16 protein-coding genes and 1 pseudogene are annotated in these 19,359 nt (G+C 38.5%); 14 read left to right on the top strand and 3 right to left on the bottom strand.

Translation table 11 applies throughout. The features are described 5' to 3' along the window. Positions 1 to 180 precede the first annotated feature (180 nt). The 8 genes and pseudogenes from RTY06_RS09135 to RTY06_RS09100 form a co-directional block, all read left to right on the top strand. Entirely contained in the window at positions 181 to 2,301 is a 2,121-nt protein-coding gene (locus RTY06_RS09135; RefSeq protein WP_312824397.1) for a heavy metal translocating P-type ATPase, read from the top strand. Between the two features lie 6 nt (positions 2,302 to 2,307). Then, entirely contained in the window at positions 2,308 to 2,973 is a 666-nt protein-coding gene (locus RTY06_RS09130) for a DUF3347 domain-containing protein (protein WP_312824396.1), read from the top strand. Between the two features lie 11 nt (positions 2,974 to 2,984). Next, on the top strand, positions 2,985 to 3,509 hold the full coding sequence (locus RTY06_RS09125; protein WP_002993268.1) for a DUF305 domain-containing protein: 525 nt from the start codon (positions 2,985 to 2,987) through the stop codon (positions 3,507 to 3,509). A 26-nt stretch (positions 3,510 to 3,535) separates the two neighbouring features. Beyond that, on the top strand, positions 3,536 to 3,955 hold the full coding sequence (locus RTY06_RS09120; RefSeq protein WP_070566707.1) for a hypothetical protein: 420 nt from the start codon (positions 3,536 to 3,538) through the stop codon (positions 3,953 to 3,955). Positions 3,956 to 3,987: 32 nt separating this feature from the next. Beyond that, on the top strand, positions 3,988 to 4,443 hold the full coding sequence (locus tag RTY06_RS09115; protein WP_070566710.1) for a heme-binding domain-containing protein: 456 nt from the start codon (positions 3,988 to 3,990) through the stop codon (positions 4,441 to 4,443). Positions 4,444 to 4,456: 13 nt separating this feature from the next. Beyond that, a complete protein-coding gene (locus RTY06_RS09110) occupies positions 4,457 to 6,730 on the top strand; it encodes a multicopper oxidase domain-containing protein (RefSeq protein ID WP_312824394.1) in 2,274 nt (757 codons plus the stop codon). A gap of 261 nt (positions 6,731 to 6,991) precedes the next feature. Next, on the top strand, positions 6,992 to 7,189 hold the full coding sequence (locus RTY06_RS09105; protein ID WP_312824392.1) for a hypothetical protein: 198 nt from the start codon (positions 6,992 to 6,994) through the stop codon (positions 7,187 to 7,189). Further along, a pseudogene (locus RTY06_RS09100) lies at positions 7,132 to 8,090 on the top strand (HAD-IC family P-type ATPase); the annotation flags it as partial. The gene RTY06_RS09105 and the pseudogene RTY06_RS09100, both read left to right, overlap by 58 nt. 623 nt (positions 8,091 to 8,713) lie before the next feature. Here the strand turns inward: RTY06_RS09100 and RTY06_RS09095 are convergent. Then, entirely contained in the window at positions 8,714 to 11,767 is a 3,054-nt protein-coding gene (locus RTY06_RS09095; protein ID WP_312824391.1) for a DNA polymerase III subunit alpha, read from the bottom strand. An 11-nt stretch (positions 11,768 to 11,778) separates the two neighbouring features. After that, positions 11,779 to 12,921 (bottom strand): DNA polymerase IV, encoded by a 1,143-nt coding sequence (dinB, locus tag RTY06_RS09090; protein ID WP_312824390.1) that lies wholly within the window; start codon positions 12,919 to 12,921, stop codon positions 11,779 to 11,781. A 61-nt stretch (positions 12,922 to 12,982) separates the two neighbouring features. Between dinB and RTY06_RS09085 the strand changes: the two genes are divergently transcribed. From RTY06_RS09085 to RTY06_RS09075, 3 genes are all read left to right on the top strand, one after another. Further along, entirely contained in the window at positions 12,983 to 13,759 is a 777-nt protein-coding gene (locus RTY06_RS09085; protein WP_312824388.1) for an XRE family transcriptional regulator, read from the top strand. Positions 13,760 to 13,910: 151 nt separating this feature from the next. Continuing rightward, complete coding sequence (locus RTY06_RS09080) at positions 13,911 to 14,519, top strand: alpha-ketoglutarate-dependent dioxygenase AlkB (protein ID WP_312824387.1); 609 nt, start codon at positions 13,911 to 13,913, stop codon at positions 14,517 to 14,519. A 41-nt stretch (positions 14,520 to 14,560) separates the two neighbouring features. Then, positions 14,561 to 15,814: an exodeoxyribonuclease VII large subunit gene (locus RTY06_RS09075; protein WP_312824386.1), complete on the top strand. Its 1,254-nt coding sequence runs from the start codon at positions 14,561 to 14,563 to the stop codon at positions 15,812 to 15,814. Between the two features lie 14 nt (positions 15,815 to 15,828). Here the strand turns inward: RTY06_RS09075 and RTY06_RS09070 are convergent, their stop codons facing one another. Then, positions 15,829 to 16,170 (bottom strand): DUF2511 domain-containing protein, encoded by a 342-nt coding sequence (locus RTY06_RS09070; protein ID WP_312824385.1) that lies wholly within the window; start codon positions 16,168 to 16,170, stop codon positions 15,829 to 15,831. 238 nt (positions 16,171 to 16,408) lie between these two features. Here RTY06_RS09070 and RTY06_RS09065 point away from each other — a divergent pair, with 238 nt between their 5' ends. Genes RTY06_RS09065 through RTY06_RS09055 form a run of 3 tightly spaced genes read left to right on the top strand, consistent with a single transcriptional unit; the run spans position 16,409 to position 19,011 of the window. Then, the gene (locus RTY06_RS09065) at positions 16,409 to 17,386 is read left to right on the top strand and encodes an aldo/keto reductase (RefSeq protein WP_312824384.1); all 978 of its coding nucleotides are present in this window, start codon (positions 16,409 to 16,411) and stop codon (positions 17,384 to 17,386) included. Between the two features lie 11 nt (positions 17,387 to 17,397). Then, positions 17,398 to 18,135 (top strand): SDR family oxidoreductase, encoded by a 738-nt coding sequence (locus RTY06_RS09060; protein WP_312824383.1) that lies wholly within the window; start codon positions 17,398 to 17,400, stop codon positions 18,133 to 18,135. Positions 18,136 to 18,153: 18 nt separating this feature from the next. Next, entirely contained in the window at positions 18,154 to 19,011 is an 858-nt protein-coding gene (locus RTY06_RS09055) for an AraC family transcriptional regulator (RefSeq protein WP_312824382.1), read from the top strand. Positions 19,012 to 19,359 lie beyond the last annotated feature (348 nt).

The following is a 19,359-nucleotide window of genomic DNA, read 5'->3' as shown; positions in this document are numbered from 1 at the left end:
AACCCATAGGTTAAAAGCCTCGACAGCAGTCCTGATAACAATGCCGTGATTTATGCCATATCGTCCAATGATGGTAAGAATAAAGGCGTACTTGTGGATGCCTATGGTGCTTATGCCGAAGAAATGACCCATGAGATGGCAAAAAAATTAAGTGCAACATAACTTTTAAAACCCCTTATTATGAAAAAATACACGTGTCCCATGCACCCGCAGGTGCTAAAAGACGAACCAGGCAAATGCCCGCTTTGTGGCATGGCACTGGTTCCCGTTGGCGGTAGCTCAGTTTCTCATGTACAAAAATCAGGACATGGGCATTCCGGGCATTCTCATCATAACCAAGCCAGAGATAGCTTTAACAAACATGAGGGGCATCATACAGGCGATTTTCTCGCTCGTTTTTGGATAAGCCTCGTCATTACAATCCCTATCCTGCTCCTGTCACACATGATACAGCAATGGTTGGGTTTCAGACTTGCTTTCAATGGAGATAAATATGTGCTGCTGGCATTGGGTACAGTGATTTATAGCTATGGAGGCTTGCCGTTCCTAAAGGGAATGATTGGCGAGGTGAACGCCAAAGCCATAGGAATGATGACACTTGTTGCTATCGCTATATCCGTAGCCTATGTCTATTCCGTAGCCGTTGTATTTGGCTTGCAGGGCATGGACTTCTTTTGGGAACTGGCTACGCTTATCGACATCATGCTGTTAGGGCATTGGCTGGAAATGCGTTCCCAAATGGCTGCTTCACGGGCTTTGCAATCATTGGTTGCTTTGCTGCCTAACGATGTCACGGTGGAGCGAAACGGAGAAGCGGTAAAAATAAAGCTTGAAGACCTGCAAAGCGGTGAAACGGCTATCATAAAACCGGGTGAAAAAATTCCAGCCGATGGATTGGTACTGGAGGGGCTTTCGTATATCAACGAGAGCATGCTTACCGGAGAAAGTATTCCCGTGAAAAAGGAAAAGGACGGAAAGGTCATCGCAGGCTCTATCAATGGCGATGGTGCGCTGAAAGTTAAGGTAACAGCCGTTGGAAAAGACAGCTACCTGAACAGGGTTATCAATCTTGTGCAGGAGGCACAAGCTACTAAGTCCAATACGCAAAACCTTGCGGACAAAGTTGCCAAATGGCTCACCTTTATTGCCATTGCCGTTGGCATAGGCACATTTGCCTATTGGTATGCAAGCAGTGGAGATATTGCCTTTGCGCTTGAAAGAATGGTGACGGTAATGGTAACGGCCTGCCCGCACGCATTGGGCGTGGCTATCCCGTTGGTGGTCGCCATTTCCACAACGCTATCGGCGACCAATGGTCTGCTCATCCGCAACCGCACAGCATTTGAAACCACCCGAAAACTTTCCACTGTCATTTTTGATAAGACCGGAACGCTCACCAAAGGTTCCCATGCCGTAGAAAAGGTTATACCGTTAACAGACGAATATAATGCCGATGAGGTTATCCAGTATGCTGCCGCAGTACAGCAAAATTCGGAACACCATATCGCAAAAGGCATTATGGCTACATTGAAAGAAAAGAGGCTTGCGTTATGGAAGTCTGAAAACTTTAGCTATATGCAGGGTATAGGTGTAAAAGGTGTTGTAAACGGAAAGAGTGTTGTAGCTGGTGGCCCGAATTACTTCACCGAAAACCACCTTTCTTTGCCGGAAATTCCAACCGAAATTAATCAGGAAGCCGAAACAGTAAACTTTGTTCTCATTGATGACCGGGTAATCGGCCTCATTACTTTGGCAGACAGCATCCGTGAGGGGTCGGCACAGGCGATTGAGGAACTCAAAAAAATGGGCATCAAGTCCTTTCTGCTCACGGGGGATAACGACAGGATTGCTGCTGCCGTAGCCGGAAAATTGGGTATGGACGGGTATTTGGCCAATGTGCTTCCGCATAACAAGCAGGAGAAAGTAAAGGAGTTTCAGGCAAAAGGCGAAATCGTAGCAATGACTGGTGATGGTGTAAATGATGCACCTGCACTGGCACAGGCAGATGTTGGAATTGCCGTGGGTTCCGGTACGGACGTGGCTGCCGAAACAGCGGATATCATATTGGTAGACAGCGACCCGAGGGATGTGGTCAAACTGATTGACTTCGGCAAACTTACCTACAAAAAGATGGTACAGAACCTGATATGGGCGGTTGGCTACAACGTGGTGGCAATACCGCTTGCGGCAGGCGTACTCTATCCGAATTTTGTTTTAAGTCCCGCTATGGGTGCTGTGCTGATGAGTGTAAGCACCATTGTAGTGGCTATTAACGCAAGTTTTTTAAAAATCAAAAAATAAATAAAAATGAAAAATCTAACATTATCAATCATTGCTGTTATCATGGCATTTGTAACAGTATCATGCAATCAGGCATCCAACAAAAACGAGCAGTCTTCAAGTGATACTGCTGTTGTATCACAAGAACAGTCAGCTTCCCAACCAAAAGAGGATGATACGGTAGCTGCGCCCGTTGTGAGTGAAACTCCGAGCAGTCAGGAAGCAAAAGCAACAGGAAAAGAAGAAGCAAAAAACTTTTCTATTGCGCCCATAGTTACCGATTATCTGTCCTTAAAGAACGCCCTTGTTTCGGACGATGACAAAGCTGCCGCCAGTTCAGGGAAAAAGCTGTTAGCTACCCTGAATAAAGTGGACATGAAAGCCGTTCCTGCCGATAAGCACAAAAAGTATATGGACATAGCGGACGATGCTAAAGAACACGCAGAACATATCGGGGAAAATGTCGGCAACATCCACCACCAGCGGGAACATTTGGCCTCGCTTGGCGAAGATTTGAAAGACCTGATTGATTTGTTCGGTACATCGCAAACATTGTATCAGGACCATTGCCCGATGTTCAATGACGGTAAGGGTGCTGTTTGGTTCAGCGAAAACAAGGAAATCAAAAACCCTTACTACGGTTCTAAAATGCTGACCTGCGGTAAGGTGGAAAAAACAATTAACAGCAAATAAAATTCAGGGTTATGGAAAATATGCAAAACAGTCACCATGCGGGTCATTCCTCGGAGCATGGCACGCACAATACAAAACATGCTTCGGCCATGTACAAACGCTTTGCGGTGATGGCTGTCGCAATGTTCGCAGTGATGTATTTTATCATGTACGCCATGATTGACGGGTGGCAGAACCTGATACCCAATATCAACAATTTGTACATGACCCTGCTGATGACCTCGGCAATGCTGCTTATCGAATTAGCGATAATGAAAGTAATGTACCCCAACAGGAAGATGAATTGGGCGATAGCCATCATCTCGGTTGCTGTTGGCATCTTTTCATGGTTTGGTATCAGGGAACAAATCAATGTCGGGGACAAGCAGTTTGCAAAGGGTATGATACCCCATCACGCAGCAGCCATATTGATGTCTGAAAAGGCACACCTGACCGACCCGGAACTGATAGAGCTGCAAAAAAATATACTTAAAACCCAAGCGGAAGAAATTGAACTAATGAAGCGCAAGCTAAAAGAGTTTGAAGAAAGTAAATAATAAAATTTAAAAAAACAAGTTTGGACATGAACAAAATAATAATTGGCTTTATTTCCTTATTAACCCTGCTATTCACCGCTTGCGGTCAGGCGGGGTCAAATAAGGATGAAGCGGAACAGCAGCATTCGCAGGCAACTCCGGAAAGCAACGGACATACTACCCAAATAGGTGAATTGGTTCCATCGGATGAAGTCTGCATGGTCAACGATGCCTATATCGGCAAAAAGCAGTTTGAAGTAAAATTTGATGGTAAAACCTATTACGGATGTTGCGAAATGTGTAAGGAACGTATTCCAAAAGATGCGACCGTGCGGATGGCGATAGACCCCTATTCCCATAAGCAGGTAGACAAAGCTAATGCGGTGATTGCTGTGACAGGAAATAACGGTGAAGTTTCTTATTTTGAAAACAAGGAGAATTATGCCAAGTATGTGAAAAAACAGTAGACACAAAAAGATGAAGCCACAATAAAATAATTATGACCATAAAGAAGAAAATCATATTGGGGCTGGCTGTCGTCCTGATTGCCATACAGTTCTTTCAGCCCTTACGGAACCAGGCGGTTGAAGTGCCAGCCACCCATATCGAAAGGGTGTACGCCGTACCCCAAAATGTAAAGGCTATCCTTGTTCAGTCCTGTTATGACTGCCATAGCAACAATACCCATTATCCGTGGTACAGCCGTATCCAGCCCGGCGCATGGTACATGGCAGAGCATATAAAAAAGGGGAAAGAGGAACTCAACTTTAGCGAATTTGGCGACTATTCTGTCCGCAGGCAGCGAAACAAGTTCAGGGCTATGGCCGGGCAGGTTAAGGACGGGGAAATGCCGTTGTCATCATACACACTAATTCATCGCAATGCAGTATTGTCACCGGAGGATAAGCAGGTTTTGATAGCGTGGTTTAGCACAATGGAAGACAGCATTAAATAAAATTTTTCAAATCATGAACAGATATAATAAAATACCTATAAGAATTTTGCAAACAGTGCTGATACTGCTTTGCACGCAAACGCTGTTTGCACAGAGAGTGGTGCATTACGAGCTGTATGTAAAAGATACGCTTGTCAACTATGCAGGTAAGCAAAAAAGGGCAATTGCCGTAAACGGGCAAATCCCCATGCCCACCCTTACCTTTACCGAGGGCGACACTGCCGAAATAGTGGTGCACAACCAATTGAAAGAAAGCACATCACTTCACTGGCATGGTGTGTTCCTGCCCAATAAAGAAGACGGTGTGCCCTGGCTTACACAAAAACCCATCGCACCGGGCACAACCTACACCTACCGTTTTCCGATTATCCAGCATGGTACGCACTGGTACCATTCCCACTCAGGATTGCAGGAGCAGATTGGCATGTACGGAAGTTTTATCATGAAGAAAAGAAGCGATGATAAGACATTCAGAAAAGGAATTGACGATTTGCCGACCGTTCCAATTATATTAAGTGAGTGGACAAATCTTAACCCCGATAATATCAACCGTATGCTACACAATGCAAATGATTGGGCGGCCATTAAGAAAGACGCAACACAATCATATGTTGAAGCTATTAAGGAGGGAAAATTAGGGGTAAAGGTAAAAAACGAGTGGAAGCGGATGCTGGCGATGGATGTCAGTGACATTTACTATGATAAAATCCTAATAAATGGTAGCCATAGCACCGATTTGAAAACAATTGATGGTAAAAAGCTAAAAGCAGGCGACAAAGTCAGATTGCGTGTTTCCAATGGAGGGGCGTCTTCATATTTCTGGCTACGGTATGCTGGAGGAAAAATTACAGTAGTAGCGAATGATGGGAATGATGTTGAGCCTGTAGAGGTGGACAGGTTAATCATTGCCGTTTCTGAAACTTACGATATTGTAGTGACTATCCCTCAAGATGGTTTGGCTTACGAGTTCTTAGCAACAACCGAAGACAGGACACAATCTGCGAGTTACTTTATAGGTGATGGGGTCAAACAGCTTATTTCTCCACTCCCACGATTGAAGTATTTCGAGGGGATGAAGATGATGAACGATATGATGAAAATGAATGGCGATTTGGACGATATGGGCATGAAGATGAGCCTTAACAAAATGGACATGAATGTAGTGATGTATCCCGAAATTACCGGAGATGCAACAAAAAAAGCAGACCACAGTAAGCATGAGGGTATGGATATGGATAACGACGCTAACCGTTACAACGCTAATGCCTTGGGAGACATCAAAACATTAAATTATGCTATGTTGCAATCACCTTATAACACCTCTCTTCCAAATGATGCGCCTGTAAAAGAGTTGAAATTCACACTTACTGGCAACATGAACCGCTATGTATGGAGCATGGATAATAAAATACTTTCGGAAACTGACAAAATACCTGTAAAAAAAGGAGAAATTCTACGGATTACCATTTATAATAATTCAATGATGCGGCATCCAATGCATCTTCACGGATTTGATTTCAGGGTGATAAACGGAAAAGGCGAAAAATCGCCGCTTAAAAATGTGTTGGATATCATGCCTATGGAAATAGATACCATTGAGTTTTTAGCAAATGAGGAAGGTGATTGGTTCTTTCATTGCCATATATTATATCACATGATGGCGGGAATGAACAGGGTCTTTGAAGTTGGAGACTACAATAACCCCTATCTACCCGACAAGGCAAAAGCCTATAAAGAATTGCAAAGAGAAAGTAATATGCCTCATTTTATGGCACAAAACGATTTTGCAACCAATGGTAATGATGGAGAAGCTATGCTAATGAATGCACGCTACCAATTAGGAACAGAATGGCGTTTAGGCTATAATAGTATGCACGGTTATGAAGTAGAAACCCATTTAGGTAGATACATTGGAAAGATGCAATGGTTCATGCCCTTTGTAGGTTTTGATTACCGCTACCGTAAAATGGGAGAAGATGAACACGAAAAGAACATATTTGGACAAACCAACAAGAAAGACACCCGCAGGGCGTTCAGTTTAGGGTTTATGTATACGTTACCTATGCTGGTCAATTTTCAGGCAGAAGTATATCATGATGGAATTGTGAGATTGCAGTTAATGCGTGAAGATATACCAATTTCAAAAAGACTAAGAGGTGGTTTTATGGTGAATACCGACTTAGAGTATATGGGAGAACTTAGGTATATCATTAATAAGAATATAGGTATACGTACCCACTATGATAGCGATATGGGCTTTGGTGTGGGGCTGACATTGACTTATTAAAATTAAATAACTAAGGGTTGTAAACTGCATAACCGTAAAAAAATATCGGTAAAAAAAAGGAGGTGATGCAGGTGTAATTCGCAAAGACTAACCTGCATCATACTACAACCCTTTAAAGTATGCAACAAAAATCTATCTATCGTTCCATCATCAATACGGTAGAGGTTGAATTTTTTTAAGCAGTAATTGCATCATAAGCTAATACGAACAGTGTTAGCTTTTCTGTATTAACCAATAATATATTACATCAAAATGAAGCGAATGGATAAATTTTACAATGAAACATATCTTAAATTGGAAACTGCAATCCAGGAACTGGAGATTGAAACCGACTGCCTCATAAAAAGAATTGAAGCCGTTATACACCATATCATACAAAGCCTTGCCGACTTAAAGGACGGATTTTATTTAAAGAAAGTAATTTCTTGGATAAGATTGCAGAAATTCAAAATGTTGTGATAAACAAGACAGGAACAATGACGGAAGGTGTATTCGAGGTTCAAGAAGTGAATATTAATTCTGATTTTAATAAAGATGAGTTACTTCAAATGATCAATGCTTTGGAAAGTAATAGTACACATCCTATAGCAACAGCAATTCATCAATATGTCGGTGAAATCAATCAGTCTCTTGACCTTCAAAATGTAAAAGAAATTGCGGGACACGGTTTGAAAGCAAACGTAAAAGGCAATGAATTGTTTGTCGGGAATTTTAAATTAATGGATAAGTTTAACATCAAATATGACATTAATCCTGCTGATATTATCTACACAGTCATTTCAATAGCTTACAAGGGAAAATTTGCCGGCTATATTACCATTGCTGATAGTATTAAAGAAGATGCAAAATTGACTGTGGAAAAAATGCATAGATTGAATATAAAAGCCACAATGCTGAGCGGAGATAAAGGTACAGTTGTAAAATTTGTTGCAAAAGAACTGGGAATTGACAAAGCTTTGGAGTCTTGCTTCCTGAGGATAAGGTAAACAAGATGAAAGAAATAAAATTCAGAAATGAAAGTGTGGCATTTGTTGGAGACGGTGTCAATGATGCTCCGGTTGTTGCATTGACTGACGTTGGAATTGGTATGGGAGATTTAGGAAGTGATGCTACAATTGAAACAGCTGACGTTGTGATTCAGGATGATAAACCGTATAAAATTCCTATGGCAATTAATATTGGAAAGAAGACCAAACTAATTGTATGGCAGAATATTATCTTAGCGTTTGTAGTGAAAGCTGTTGTTTTGGTTTTAAGAGCAGGTGGATTAGTTACAATGTGGGAAGCTGTTTTTGTAGATGTTGGTGTGGCTTTGCTGGCAATTTTAAATGCTGTGAGGATTCAGAAAATGAAGTTTTAATTAGCAGAACTTTAATGTATTAAAAAAATGGCGCCAACTGAAGACAGTTGACGCTATTTGGCATTTGTGATGTTGACGCACGTCTATACAAACACTTTTGTTGATGATTTGATTCGATTAAACCAAATTAAAAAAGAATTGGGCTATGATTAATTTAGTATTTAATTTCTTATATTTAGAAACCATAATTTAAATATTGAAAATAATCGAAGTCGACATAGTTTTACTTTAATTTACTTCAATCGTCTTTACTTATTACAAGAATATTCTTATGCAAAAATATGTAGAAGACCTTGTTAGCCTGTTGAGATAATCGAACTTATTCGAAATTATAATTTGGTCATTAAAAAGTATATTGTTGCCACAAGATTTACAAAAAGTGAAATACGATTTATTGCCAGTTTTTGCATCGGTGAAAATTTCGCTGTCCCATTTAATAACCATTTCCCAACTGTCCCACTTTCTCATTTTATTAACAAAAGGATTAAATGAGCATTTGACTTCAAAATGCTTCTTGTTTTTATCATTTTCAAAAATAACTAGCTGAGTTTTCATCTGGAGAGGTTTCTTCAACGATGGGTAATTTAGGTTTCATTGTATGGATTTTTAGTTACTGTTAATGACTACTGCATTTTTTGTCTCGGTAATCCAATCTCATGTTCTTGCGGATAAGGCTTTCTTTGCGTCATACTAATATCTTCATGCAGAGATCTAGCAGCTTCGAGTGATTTTTCTTTATCCATGGAGTATCTGGGATCAGGGACGAAAGGCATCTTTGCCATTTTATGGATGGTGATTGTAGGAAAATGAAAATCTACTTCGACTGTTCCTAATAACAGATAACATCCTCCACCTTGAAAAGGATATTCCTCCAGACAATTGGGAAAATGTGCCGTATCAAAATAAGCTCCTTCCGCATCGATCCATGTTCCAAAAAACATGGCTCCTCTTTTGGTGGGAACGTGTTTTCTGGAGATTAAATAAGCAAGCATTTTAATCTGTTTTTTATGATATTTTACCAAATCCTTCGCCATGACCGACCCCCGATACTTTGTCTGCAAAAGATCGAATGGACTGAATGACACAGGAAATCCCAATATTTCAATTTCATCAAAAGCATCTTCAAAAGGATTTTTAACAATCACAGGAAGTTTGTATTCTTTTTGGGGTTCGTCTAGTAAGGTTGGCTGCCTTATTGTTGGCTGGTCATTACCAAAGAGGAATCTTGCCTGAATGAGCAGGTCATGCTTCTGTTTTCCGGTAAACCTAAATGCACCGATAAAGATTAGCGTCTGCAAACTTTCTATTCCAATAGGTATTCTCTTAACGAAATTTTCCAAAGAAGTATAATCTCCGTTTTTACGTCTCTCTTCAGGGATCATCATGGCGATTTTTCCTTCTACCTTTTCGATATGCATTAATCCTAAATAGACATCTTGACCATAGACTGTTGTTTGATATTCGCTTAGGTTGACACAGGGATTGTTAATGGTTGCGCCAGACATTTTCGCTTCATGTACATAGACTTCAGTCCTGTAAAATCCACCACCATTATTGATGGCACAAACCATGAATTCGATAGGATAGTAAACCTTAAGATATAAACTCTGATAGCTTTCAACAGCATAAGAGGCTGAATGTGCTTTACAAAAAGAATACCCTGCAAAGGACTCAATTTGCCGGTACACTTCTTTTGAGAGTTGTTCAGGATGTCCTAAATCTTTACACGATTCAAAAAAATGATCTTTCACCTTTTGTAAAGCAGATAAAGATCTTCCTTTACCACTCATCGCCCGTCTTAAGACATCACCATCGGCTGCTGACAGTCCTCCAAAATGCAGTGCAATTTTAATGACATCTTCCTGATAGACCATGATGCCATAAGTCTCACCTAATTCTTTTTTGAAAACATCATGAAAGTATTCAAATTTTGTCGGGTTGTTATGTCTGAAAATATATTCCTTCATCATTCCGCTCTGAGCTACGCCTGGACGGATAATGGATGAAGCGGCAACCAATGTTTTATAATCTTCGCACTTAAGCCTTCTTAAAAGCCCACGCATTGCAGGACTTTCGATATAGAAACAACCTATCGTTTTCCCTATACTAAGGAATTCATTGCAATTTGCCTCATTTTTTGATAGGGTAGTATCTCTGATATCAACGGTAATACCTCGTTTCTCTTTGATCAAGTCAACAGTATCTTTAATCGTTCCCAGTCCTCTTTGGGATAAGATGTCAAACTTTTCAAAACCTATGTCTTCAGCCGTATGCATATCAAATTGTACAATCGGAAATCCTTTTGGTGGCATTTCTAATGCGGTATAATTGGTAATGGGTTCTTCAGAAATTAGAATTCCGCATGAATGCATACTTCTTTGATTCGGAAACTTTTCCAGGAGCTTACCGTATTTATGAACCAACTTAAAAACAGAATTATCATCATGCTCACTCATCGGTCTTGTTGCAAGTACGTCCAATTCCTCTTTTGGTAAACCAAAAGCTTTTCCGACTTCCCTGAAAATGGATCGATATTTAAACTCAACATTGGTTCCGCAAAAGGCTACATGGTCTTTGCCATATTTGTTGAAGATGTATTCAAGAATGATGTCCCGGGTATTCCAGCTCCAGTCGATGTCGAAGTCGGGAGGAGTTTTACGGTTAAGGTTCAAAAATCTTTCAAAATACAGATCAAGTTCCAACGGACAAATATCGGTTATTCCAAGACAGTAACTGACAATGGAATTTGCACCGCTTCCTCGCCCTACATGCATGAATCCCATTTTGTTGCTGTACTGAATAATATCCCAGGTAATGAGAAAGTAGCCACTGAATTTTAAATGATCAATAACGGCTAGTTCTTTTTCGACTCTGGCTTTAGCTTCGGGATGAACATCTCCATATCTTACTACCATCCCTTCGTTTGCTAACCGAGTCAGCAGTTTAAAATCATTTTCTCTGCTGTCTGTAAAGTACTGCTTATTTTTTGGGGTTGAAAAATCGTAATCGAAAGTGCATTGATTAATAACGGCGGCAGTATTATGGATAATTTGAGGATAATTACGATATTGATCCAACAGTTCTTTTTTACCGACAAAGGTTTCTGTTTCCTTGCAATAATCTTCAGCGTCTAATTTACTGATGAGGGTATTGTTGTCAATGGCTCTCAATATTTTGTGAAGATTGTACTCCTGTCGGGTTGTAACGGTCACAGGTTGTAGTATGACCATTTTACTGATCCATTTTTTAAGTTGAGGTTTTATAAGCTGATTAAGTTCTTCGGGTCTAATACCTATATATTCAAAATCTTGCAACACTTCCGGAATGTTGTGTAATGGGTATATGACAAGGGTGTTTTGAAGCATCGGATTATGCTTTGGAATTTCTACTCCATCACAATTGTAATGGGTGAGTAGCGTGTTGATCTCTCCAACACTTTTTTGATTTTTAGCCAGACATATATAATACAACTTGCTATCAACTCTGATTTCCACTCCCACAATAGGCTTGATATTGTTTTGAGTGCACAGCTTAAAAAAATCATAAATACCTGTTACCGTATTGATATCAGTCAATGCTACAGTTTGCAGTTGATAATCGACAGCCTGACGAACCAATTCCTGAATAGAAATGGTGCCGTATCGGAGGCTGTGATAAGAATGACAGTTGAGAAACATAATTTCTTATTTTATTTTAATAATCCGGATGCTCTGCCTACACTGGTCCTTCCAAACCTGTTTTTAATTTTATCCATGGTCTGATATAAAGAAATCAGTTCTTCTGTATCTTCGAAAAGATTCATCTGATGACAGCCATGAACTAATCCAGTAAATTTTACTCCAATCAGCCGAATACGCATCCTACGTGTATATACTTTTTTAAAAAGCTCCAGCACGTATTTGAGCAACGTGTGGTCTGCAGATGTGTACGGTATCCGGCATTGTTTGGTTTCTGTATCAAAATTGGAATACCTTATTTTAACGGATATTGTTGAAGTCAACCACTTTTCCTGACGCAGCTGAAATGCCAGTTGTTCCACCATACCGGATAGAATACTTCTTAAATTCTGAAGATCAATGGTATCTTCTGCGAAAGTTGTTTCAGTTGAAATGGATTTTCTTTCTGAATATTGGATGACAGGATTGTTATCAATACCATTGGCTTTCTTCCAAAGTTCAGTTCCGTTCTTTCCAATCAATTGTTGCAATACATCGACTGGCATTTGAGAAAGGGTTTCAATTTTTCTGATACCCAACCTTGAAAGCAACTGAAAGGTGACATCGCCCACCATAGGAATTTTTTTAACCGATAATGGATTTAAGAACGGCTGAATTAACTGAGGTTTTAATTCTAATTTCCCGGTAGGTTTAGCCTCCCCGGTTCCTATTTTTGAAACCGTTTTATTGGTGGAAAGAGCAAAGCTTATAGGTAAGCCTGTGTTTTTCATAACGGTACTTGCAATTTCAGAAGTCCATTGATAGCATCCGAAAAATTTATCCATCCCGGAAAGATCAAGATAAAACTCATCTACGCTGGCCTTTTCCAACACAGGGACTTTTTCCTGAATGATTTCTGTTACTAAATGTGACATATTGGAATAATATTCCATATCACCTTTGATGACCTGAGCTTCGGGACATAAACGTAAAGCCATCCTTATAGGCATTGCAGAACGAACACCGAATTTTCTTGCTTCATATGAGCATGAGGCTACCACACCACGGTCTCCACCTCCTATGATTACAGGAATACTGTTCAAACTGGAATTCTTCAGTCTCTCACAAGAGACAAAGAAGGTATCCAGATCCATATGAACAATTGATTTTTCCATGCTTCAAAATTATTACGTTTTGTAGCAAAAAATTGTATATTTGTTGCTATAAATTATAGCAATGTCGATTTTTTCAGAAAACATGCGGTATTTAAGAGGTAGGTTAAATCTTTCACAACAAAAGGTAGCTGATGATCTTTTAATTACCAGAGGCAGATATGGTAAGTATGAAGACGGTGCCACGGAGCCTCCTCAAGAGATTTTGATTAAAATCTCTAAATATTATAATGTCAGCATCGATTTACTTTTGACAATCAATGTCAGCAAATTTTCTATCGATGAGATTATGGAACTTCCGGACAATAGGATTGTTCTGCCTATTAGGGTTGATAGTGATGGAAACAATGAGATTGAGATTATTCCGCAAAAGGCTTCAATGGGATATCTGAACGGATATAGTGATCCGGAATATATAGAAAGTCTTGAGACTATTTCGCTTCCATTTTTACACCACGGAAAATTTAGAGCTTTTCCAGCTGGCGGCGACTCTATGCCACCCTATAAAGATGGAACCTATATCGTAGGGAAATATATTGAAGACCTCTCTGAATTGAAAGCGGATAGAACTTACATTTTTATTACGTCCAATGATGGGATTACCTACAAAAGGTTTCAGTTTCACGAAGCAGATAGTATATGGGTTAAGGCTGATAATAGTTTTTATGACCCATATAAAATTCCATTGCCGGAAATTAAAGAAATCTGGGAATTTGCCTGTAGTATCAATACAAAAGAATATGAACCTGATGAATTTGCAGAACATTATATTCAAAATTTCATTACAGAGATTAAAACTGATATAAGACAGATCAAAGATAAAATTGGGGGTAGAAATTGAATTCGTTTTGAGATAAAATATAGATATTTTATCTACAACTTCACTTCATAAATAAAAAACTTCCCCTAGGGGAAGCTAAAAACACAAATGATGAAAAAAATCCCACATTAACGGGATAAAACAAATATAGTTATTTCAAAAGAAAATTGCAATGGGACAGCTAAGTTTATTTGATGCAGAAGAATTTTATGAATTTCCAAAAGATCTTTTAGAATACAAAGAGAATTTTCTCAGTAAGCAAGATGCTGATCTTCTTAAAAATTTACTTCTTAAAAACACTCCTTGGGAGCAGCGTACTCAGAAAATGTATGACAAGACGGTTTTAACTCCACGTCTTACAGCTTGGTTTAGTGATAATAGATCTTCTGATTTGGATGGAAATGTATCAGGTGCTAATCATTGGACACCTGAATTGTTATCCTTAAAAGAAAGAATAGAAAAAGAGTTCGGTTATCATTTCAATGGTGTTCTTCTAAATCTTTATCGAAATAACAATGATTCAGTTGCTTGGCACAGAGATAAGGAAAGCAGATACGGGAAACGACCTGTGATTGCCTCGATCAGCCTCGGTGAAACCCGGAATTTTGATTTTAGGAAAAAAGATCATCATCAGAGCAAATACAGTCTTCCTCTTCCTCACGGTTCACTGCTCATTATGAAAGGAGATCTTCAGGAGAATTGGGAGCATCGAATTGCCAAGTCAACTAAACCGATGAAAGAAAGAATTAATCTTACCTTTAGATTGATTAATGAATTGTGATAAATTTGCAGAAATCCTAATGAAGATCGGCTCTATATCGTATGAATAATGACATCAATTTTCAGACTTATTCTCCTACTTCAGTAATCGGGCTTTTTAGTAATGCCCTTAAGCTTCATGCTACCGTAAATTTGATATATCTGAAAGGAAGATATGCTTATGGCGGCGGAAAATCCTATGGGAATTATTATTATGACCTCTTATTTTCAGAAGGTGATCATACTTCAATAGGAGTTCGTATCTCTTCATTACTTAGGAGTAAAATTATTAATAATGAAATTTATACCCTTAGAGGATATATTGAGAAAAGTATTAAAAATTCTTCGATAGAACTGCGATTTGTAGTTGATGAAATCATCCAGCAGGAAGAAAAGTCGATATCGGAAGAGGAATTGGAAAGATACGAGCTAATTCAGCGAAAACTCGAAATAGGATCAAAAGATCTAGAAACTTTGATTAGAGATAAAATGCTCAAAGATGAAAAGGTGAGGATAGCTAATATTTACGGGAATAACGCAATTGTTCAAAAGGATTTTTTAGAAGGTCTGGATGTTTCTGGGCAATATTTTGAGATCGATGACCATAATTGTAATATTACCTCCTCAACAGCAATCATTTCAAAATTGAATGAAATCTCATCTGTGGGGTATGATATATTTGCTTTGGTGAGGGGGGGCGGTGACCGCCAAAGTATGGAGACGTTTAATAATATTCAGCTTTCAGAGTTATTTATTGAACTTAATACATTAACTATCACAGCAATCGGACATACTGTTGATGAAACATTACTTGACAAACTTGCAGATAAACGTTTCCATTTACCTCACGATTATGGAGCGGGATTGCATGCTATAGCGGAAAAATTATCTCATGAACGATCCAATTCAAGAGCTCTTTTAATCGATGAGGTCAAGAAAGATGTGTCCAAACAGTTTTCCGAGCAGGTCAAAACTTTGACCGAACAATTATCCAAAAGAAACGAAGAATTTCAGAAACTTCAGGAATCATCCGTTAAACAACTTCAGGATACGCAGAAGAACTTTAGCGAACAGGAGAAGCAACGAAAAGAAGAATTGGAAAGCTATAAAAAGGAGATGCATACGCTTCATGAAAGGAATATACAGTCTGCAGTCAATGAAAAGACGGCCGCTATGAAAGTGCGATTGGAAACACTTAATCAGGATAATGTAAGACTGAATCAGGAATTACAAAACAGCAAAACTGATTATGTAAAGATCATCTTTGCACTTATATTGGCATTGGTCATCGGCTTTTTTCTGGCAAAAACTCTTTAACATGATCAACTGTTTTACTTGTTCTCGCACACGGTCAGTCCCTGTGTTATAAAATCTCCATAGGAAATCTTCAACCCTGCCCAATTTAGATCGTCCAACCATATCTCTTCAACTTTGCTGATGGATTTGTTCTTATGAGAGGCGCCTTTTGCCGATCCATTTAGGGCATAGACCTTTCCATCATTTGTTCTACCATATATTTCGGTATAACCGGAACAATACACCTCAATCTCATTGACAGAAAATGGCCATTCACCGATGTAGGTTTCTTTAGTGAATTTGAGAGTGTTTTTTTCGGCAGGTGTACTACATGATAGAATTAAAGATAGGATTGAAAGTAAAGAGAAGTTTTTCATAGTTTTAAATATATCACCAAAAGTAATAAAACGATTAAGTTGTTTTTTACGGGAATCCATAAAGTGGAAAATATAAGTGATGTATGTGTTCCATTGATAGTGGGACCGCGCTCAATTGAAGAATATGGAATACTTCTGAAGATCTGACTACAATACTTACCAATTGAACTACTTTTTTAAGAATAACAAATAAGAATTTTGTACTTGAAATTTATTCAGGTTTAAAAACAAAAAAGTTATGCAAAAAAGAAAATTAGGAAATAGTGGATTAGAAGTTTCAGCATTAGGATTTGGATGTATGGGACTCAACTTTTTAGATGGCAAAGGTCTTGATAAAAAAGATGCTGTAAATCTTCTTCACAATGCAGTTGAAAGAGGTATCACATTTTTTGATACAGCAGAAGCTTATGGTCCTTTTACCAACGAAGAACTGGTTGGTGAAGGATTACAGCCGTACAGAAAAGATGTGGTAATTGCTACAAAATTTGGTTGTAAAGATGCTAGTCCGATTATAGGTCTGGACAGCAGACCAGAAAAAATCAGAGCAGTAACCGAGGCTTCTTTGAAACGATTGAAAACAGATTACATTGATTTATTGTATCAGCACAGAGTGGATCCTAACGTTCCGATAGAAGATGTCGCAGGAACGGTAAAAGATTTAATACAGGAAGGGAAGGTGAAATACTTCGGTTTATCTGAAGCAAGTGCTAAAACGATTCGAAAAGCCCATGCTGTTCAGCCTGTATCAGCATTGCAAAGCGAATATTCTCTGTTTTGGCGTGAACCCGAAGATGAAATTATACCTCTGTTAGAAGAGTTGGGAATTGGTTTTGTTCCGTTTAGTCCTTTGGGGAAAGGTTTTCTCACAGGGGTAATCAATAAAAAATTAGAAGATGTTGACCGTAGAAATGTTATTCCCCGTTTCAAAGAAGAAAACATCAAGGCTAATCTTGTATTGGTAGATGCTCTTTCTGAGATTGCTCAAGAGAAAAATATTTCAACAGGACAATTAGCATTGGCTTGGCTATTGGCTCAAAAACCTTGGATCGCACCGATACCAGGCACCACAAAATTACATCGTTTGGAAGAAAATATTGCAAGCACTGAGGTTATGCTAGCAGATGATGAATTGTCGAAGATTGACAAAACAGTAAAAGGGATTACTCTTGTAGGTGACCGCTATCCGGAATTTTTAGAAAAACAGATTGACAGATAAAACGAACAGGAATGCAAAATATCAAAGGAAAGGTAATAGCAATTACAGGTGCCAGTAGCGGCATGGGTAAAGCCATTGCTGTAGAATTGGCAAAGGAAGGCGCAACAGTCGTTTTGGGTGCAAGACGTGCAGAACAATCGCAGCAGGTTGTTGAAGAAATTAAAAACAAAGATGGTGAAGCCATCTTTGTTCCAATTGATGTAAAGAATAAAGCTGATCTGGTTGGATTGGTCAATGCAGCAGTTCAGCATTACGGAAAATTAGATGTCATTGTAAACAATGCTGGGGTGAGTCAATTAAGCAGGATTGATGACTTGGATGTTGATGGATGGGAAGAAATGATTGATATTAATCTTAAAGGCGTTTTGTATGGAATGGCGGCTGCAATTCCTGTTTTCAAAGAACAAGGGTCAGGACATATTGTGAATATTATTTCAACAGCAGGAATAAAGATCGTACCCATGCAGGGGGTCTACGCCGGAACTAAAAATGCGATCCGAACTATTGGAGAAGCGTTTCGTCAGGAATCAGACGGAAACCTGCGTATTACAGGGATTTCACCTGGATTTGTGAAAACAGATTTTGCAAACGGCATTAAGAATGAACAAATGAAATCAGCTATTCAAAATGGAATGGAACAAATGGCTATGGATCCTGTAGCCATTGCCAATGCAGTAATATATGCTGTCAGCCAGCCCGATGATGTTGAAATTGGAGATGTAGTGATTCGTCCATCCAAGCAAAATTGATTAAATTAGTGAATGAAAATGCAGAAACAATCTAAGATCAGTCATATTAAAAGCATATCTCAATTAGTACGTGTGCTGGGATTTCCTGCGCCAATGCATCCTTTGATCGCCTTGGTGGATTATAATGACGTTTCAATTGAAATCTTTCCAAAAGGGCAAAAGGTAAGTCTTGATTTTTATAAGATTTCGTTTAAACCGACCTTTACAGGAGACATTAAATACGGACAGGGATATTATGATTTTGAAGAGGGTGGATTGGCATTTTTAAAACCTAAGCAAATTGTTTTACCACCTGAAGAAATAGAGAGTTACGAAGGTATTGCTCTCTATTTTCATTCGGATTTTATTCGAAATTATCCGTTGGGAAAAACAATAAACCAATATGGGTTTTTCTCTTATGATGTTTCAGAAGCTCTGTTTTTATCAGCTAAAGAAAAAGAGATTATTGCCAATCTATTTGCCTCAATAGCTAATGAACTGAATAATAATATTGACAGCTTTAGTCAGGATGTTTTAGTCTCACAAATAGAACTGTTGCTGAATTACAGCAATCGGTTTTATAACAGACAGTTTATTACGAGGAAAGCTGTTAACCATGATATTATTACCGCTTTGGACAGGCTTTTAAATAATTATTTCGATGAAGAAAACAGCCTGAAGAACGGTTTACCATCTGTTAAATATATCAGTTCGGAATTAAAACTTTCACAACGCTACCTGAGTGATATGTTGAGTTCATTGACAGGATTCAATACACAACAATATATTCAGAATGCAATCATTGAAAAAGCTAAAGAAAAACTATCCACTACAAATCTTTCTGTTTCGGAAATTGCCTTTGGATTAGGTTTTTTAACATTCTCAATCGTTCAGTAAGCTTTTTAAGCTTAAGACAAATGTTTGTCCTTTGGAGTTCAGGCAGTCGTTTAATTGAAAATTGGAAAAATATTTCGTATTGATCACTTTGAAATTGGTGAATCAATTCTCTAGGTTAGTCAATTTTTCCTAATTCCAATAAAGCAGCGCATTGTCCTTTTAAAGTTTCTATAAAATTTTTATATGTTAAATTCATTTTATTCTAATAAATCAAACTTTATTACAAATTCTGTTAAACCAATTCTTGAATTTTATTTAAAAGTTTATTCAATTTAATCTTGTATTTATTATACTCACCCGTAGTGCATTATAAAAAAGGCTACTCATAATACGAAAATTTCGTATATT

Origin of the sequence: Epilithonimonas sp. (genome assembly GCF_032055105.1) — a bacterium.
Classification (GTDB): Bacteria; Bacteroidota; Bacteroidia; order Flavobacteriales; family Weeksellaceae; genus Epilithonimonas.
Note: the sequence above shows the minus strand (reverse complement) of the source record. Positions and strands in the feature narration are given on the sequence as shown.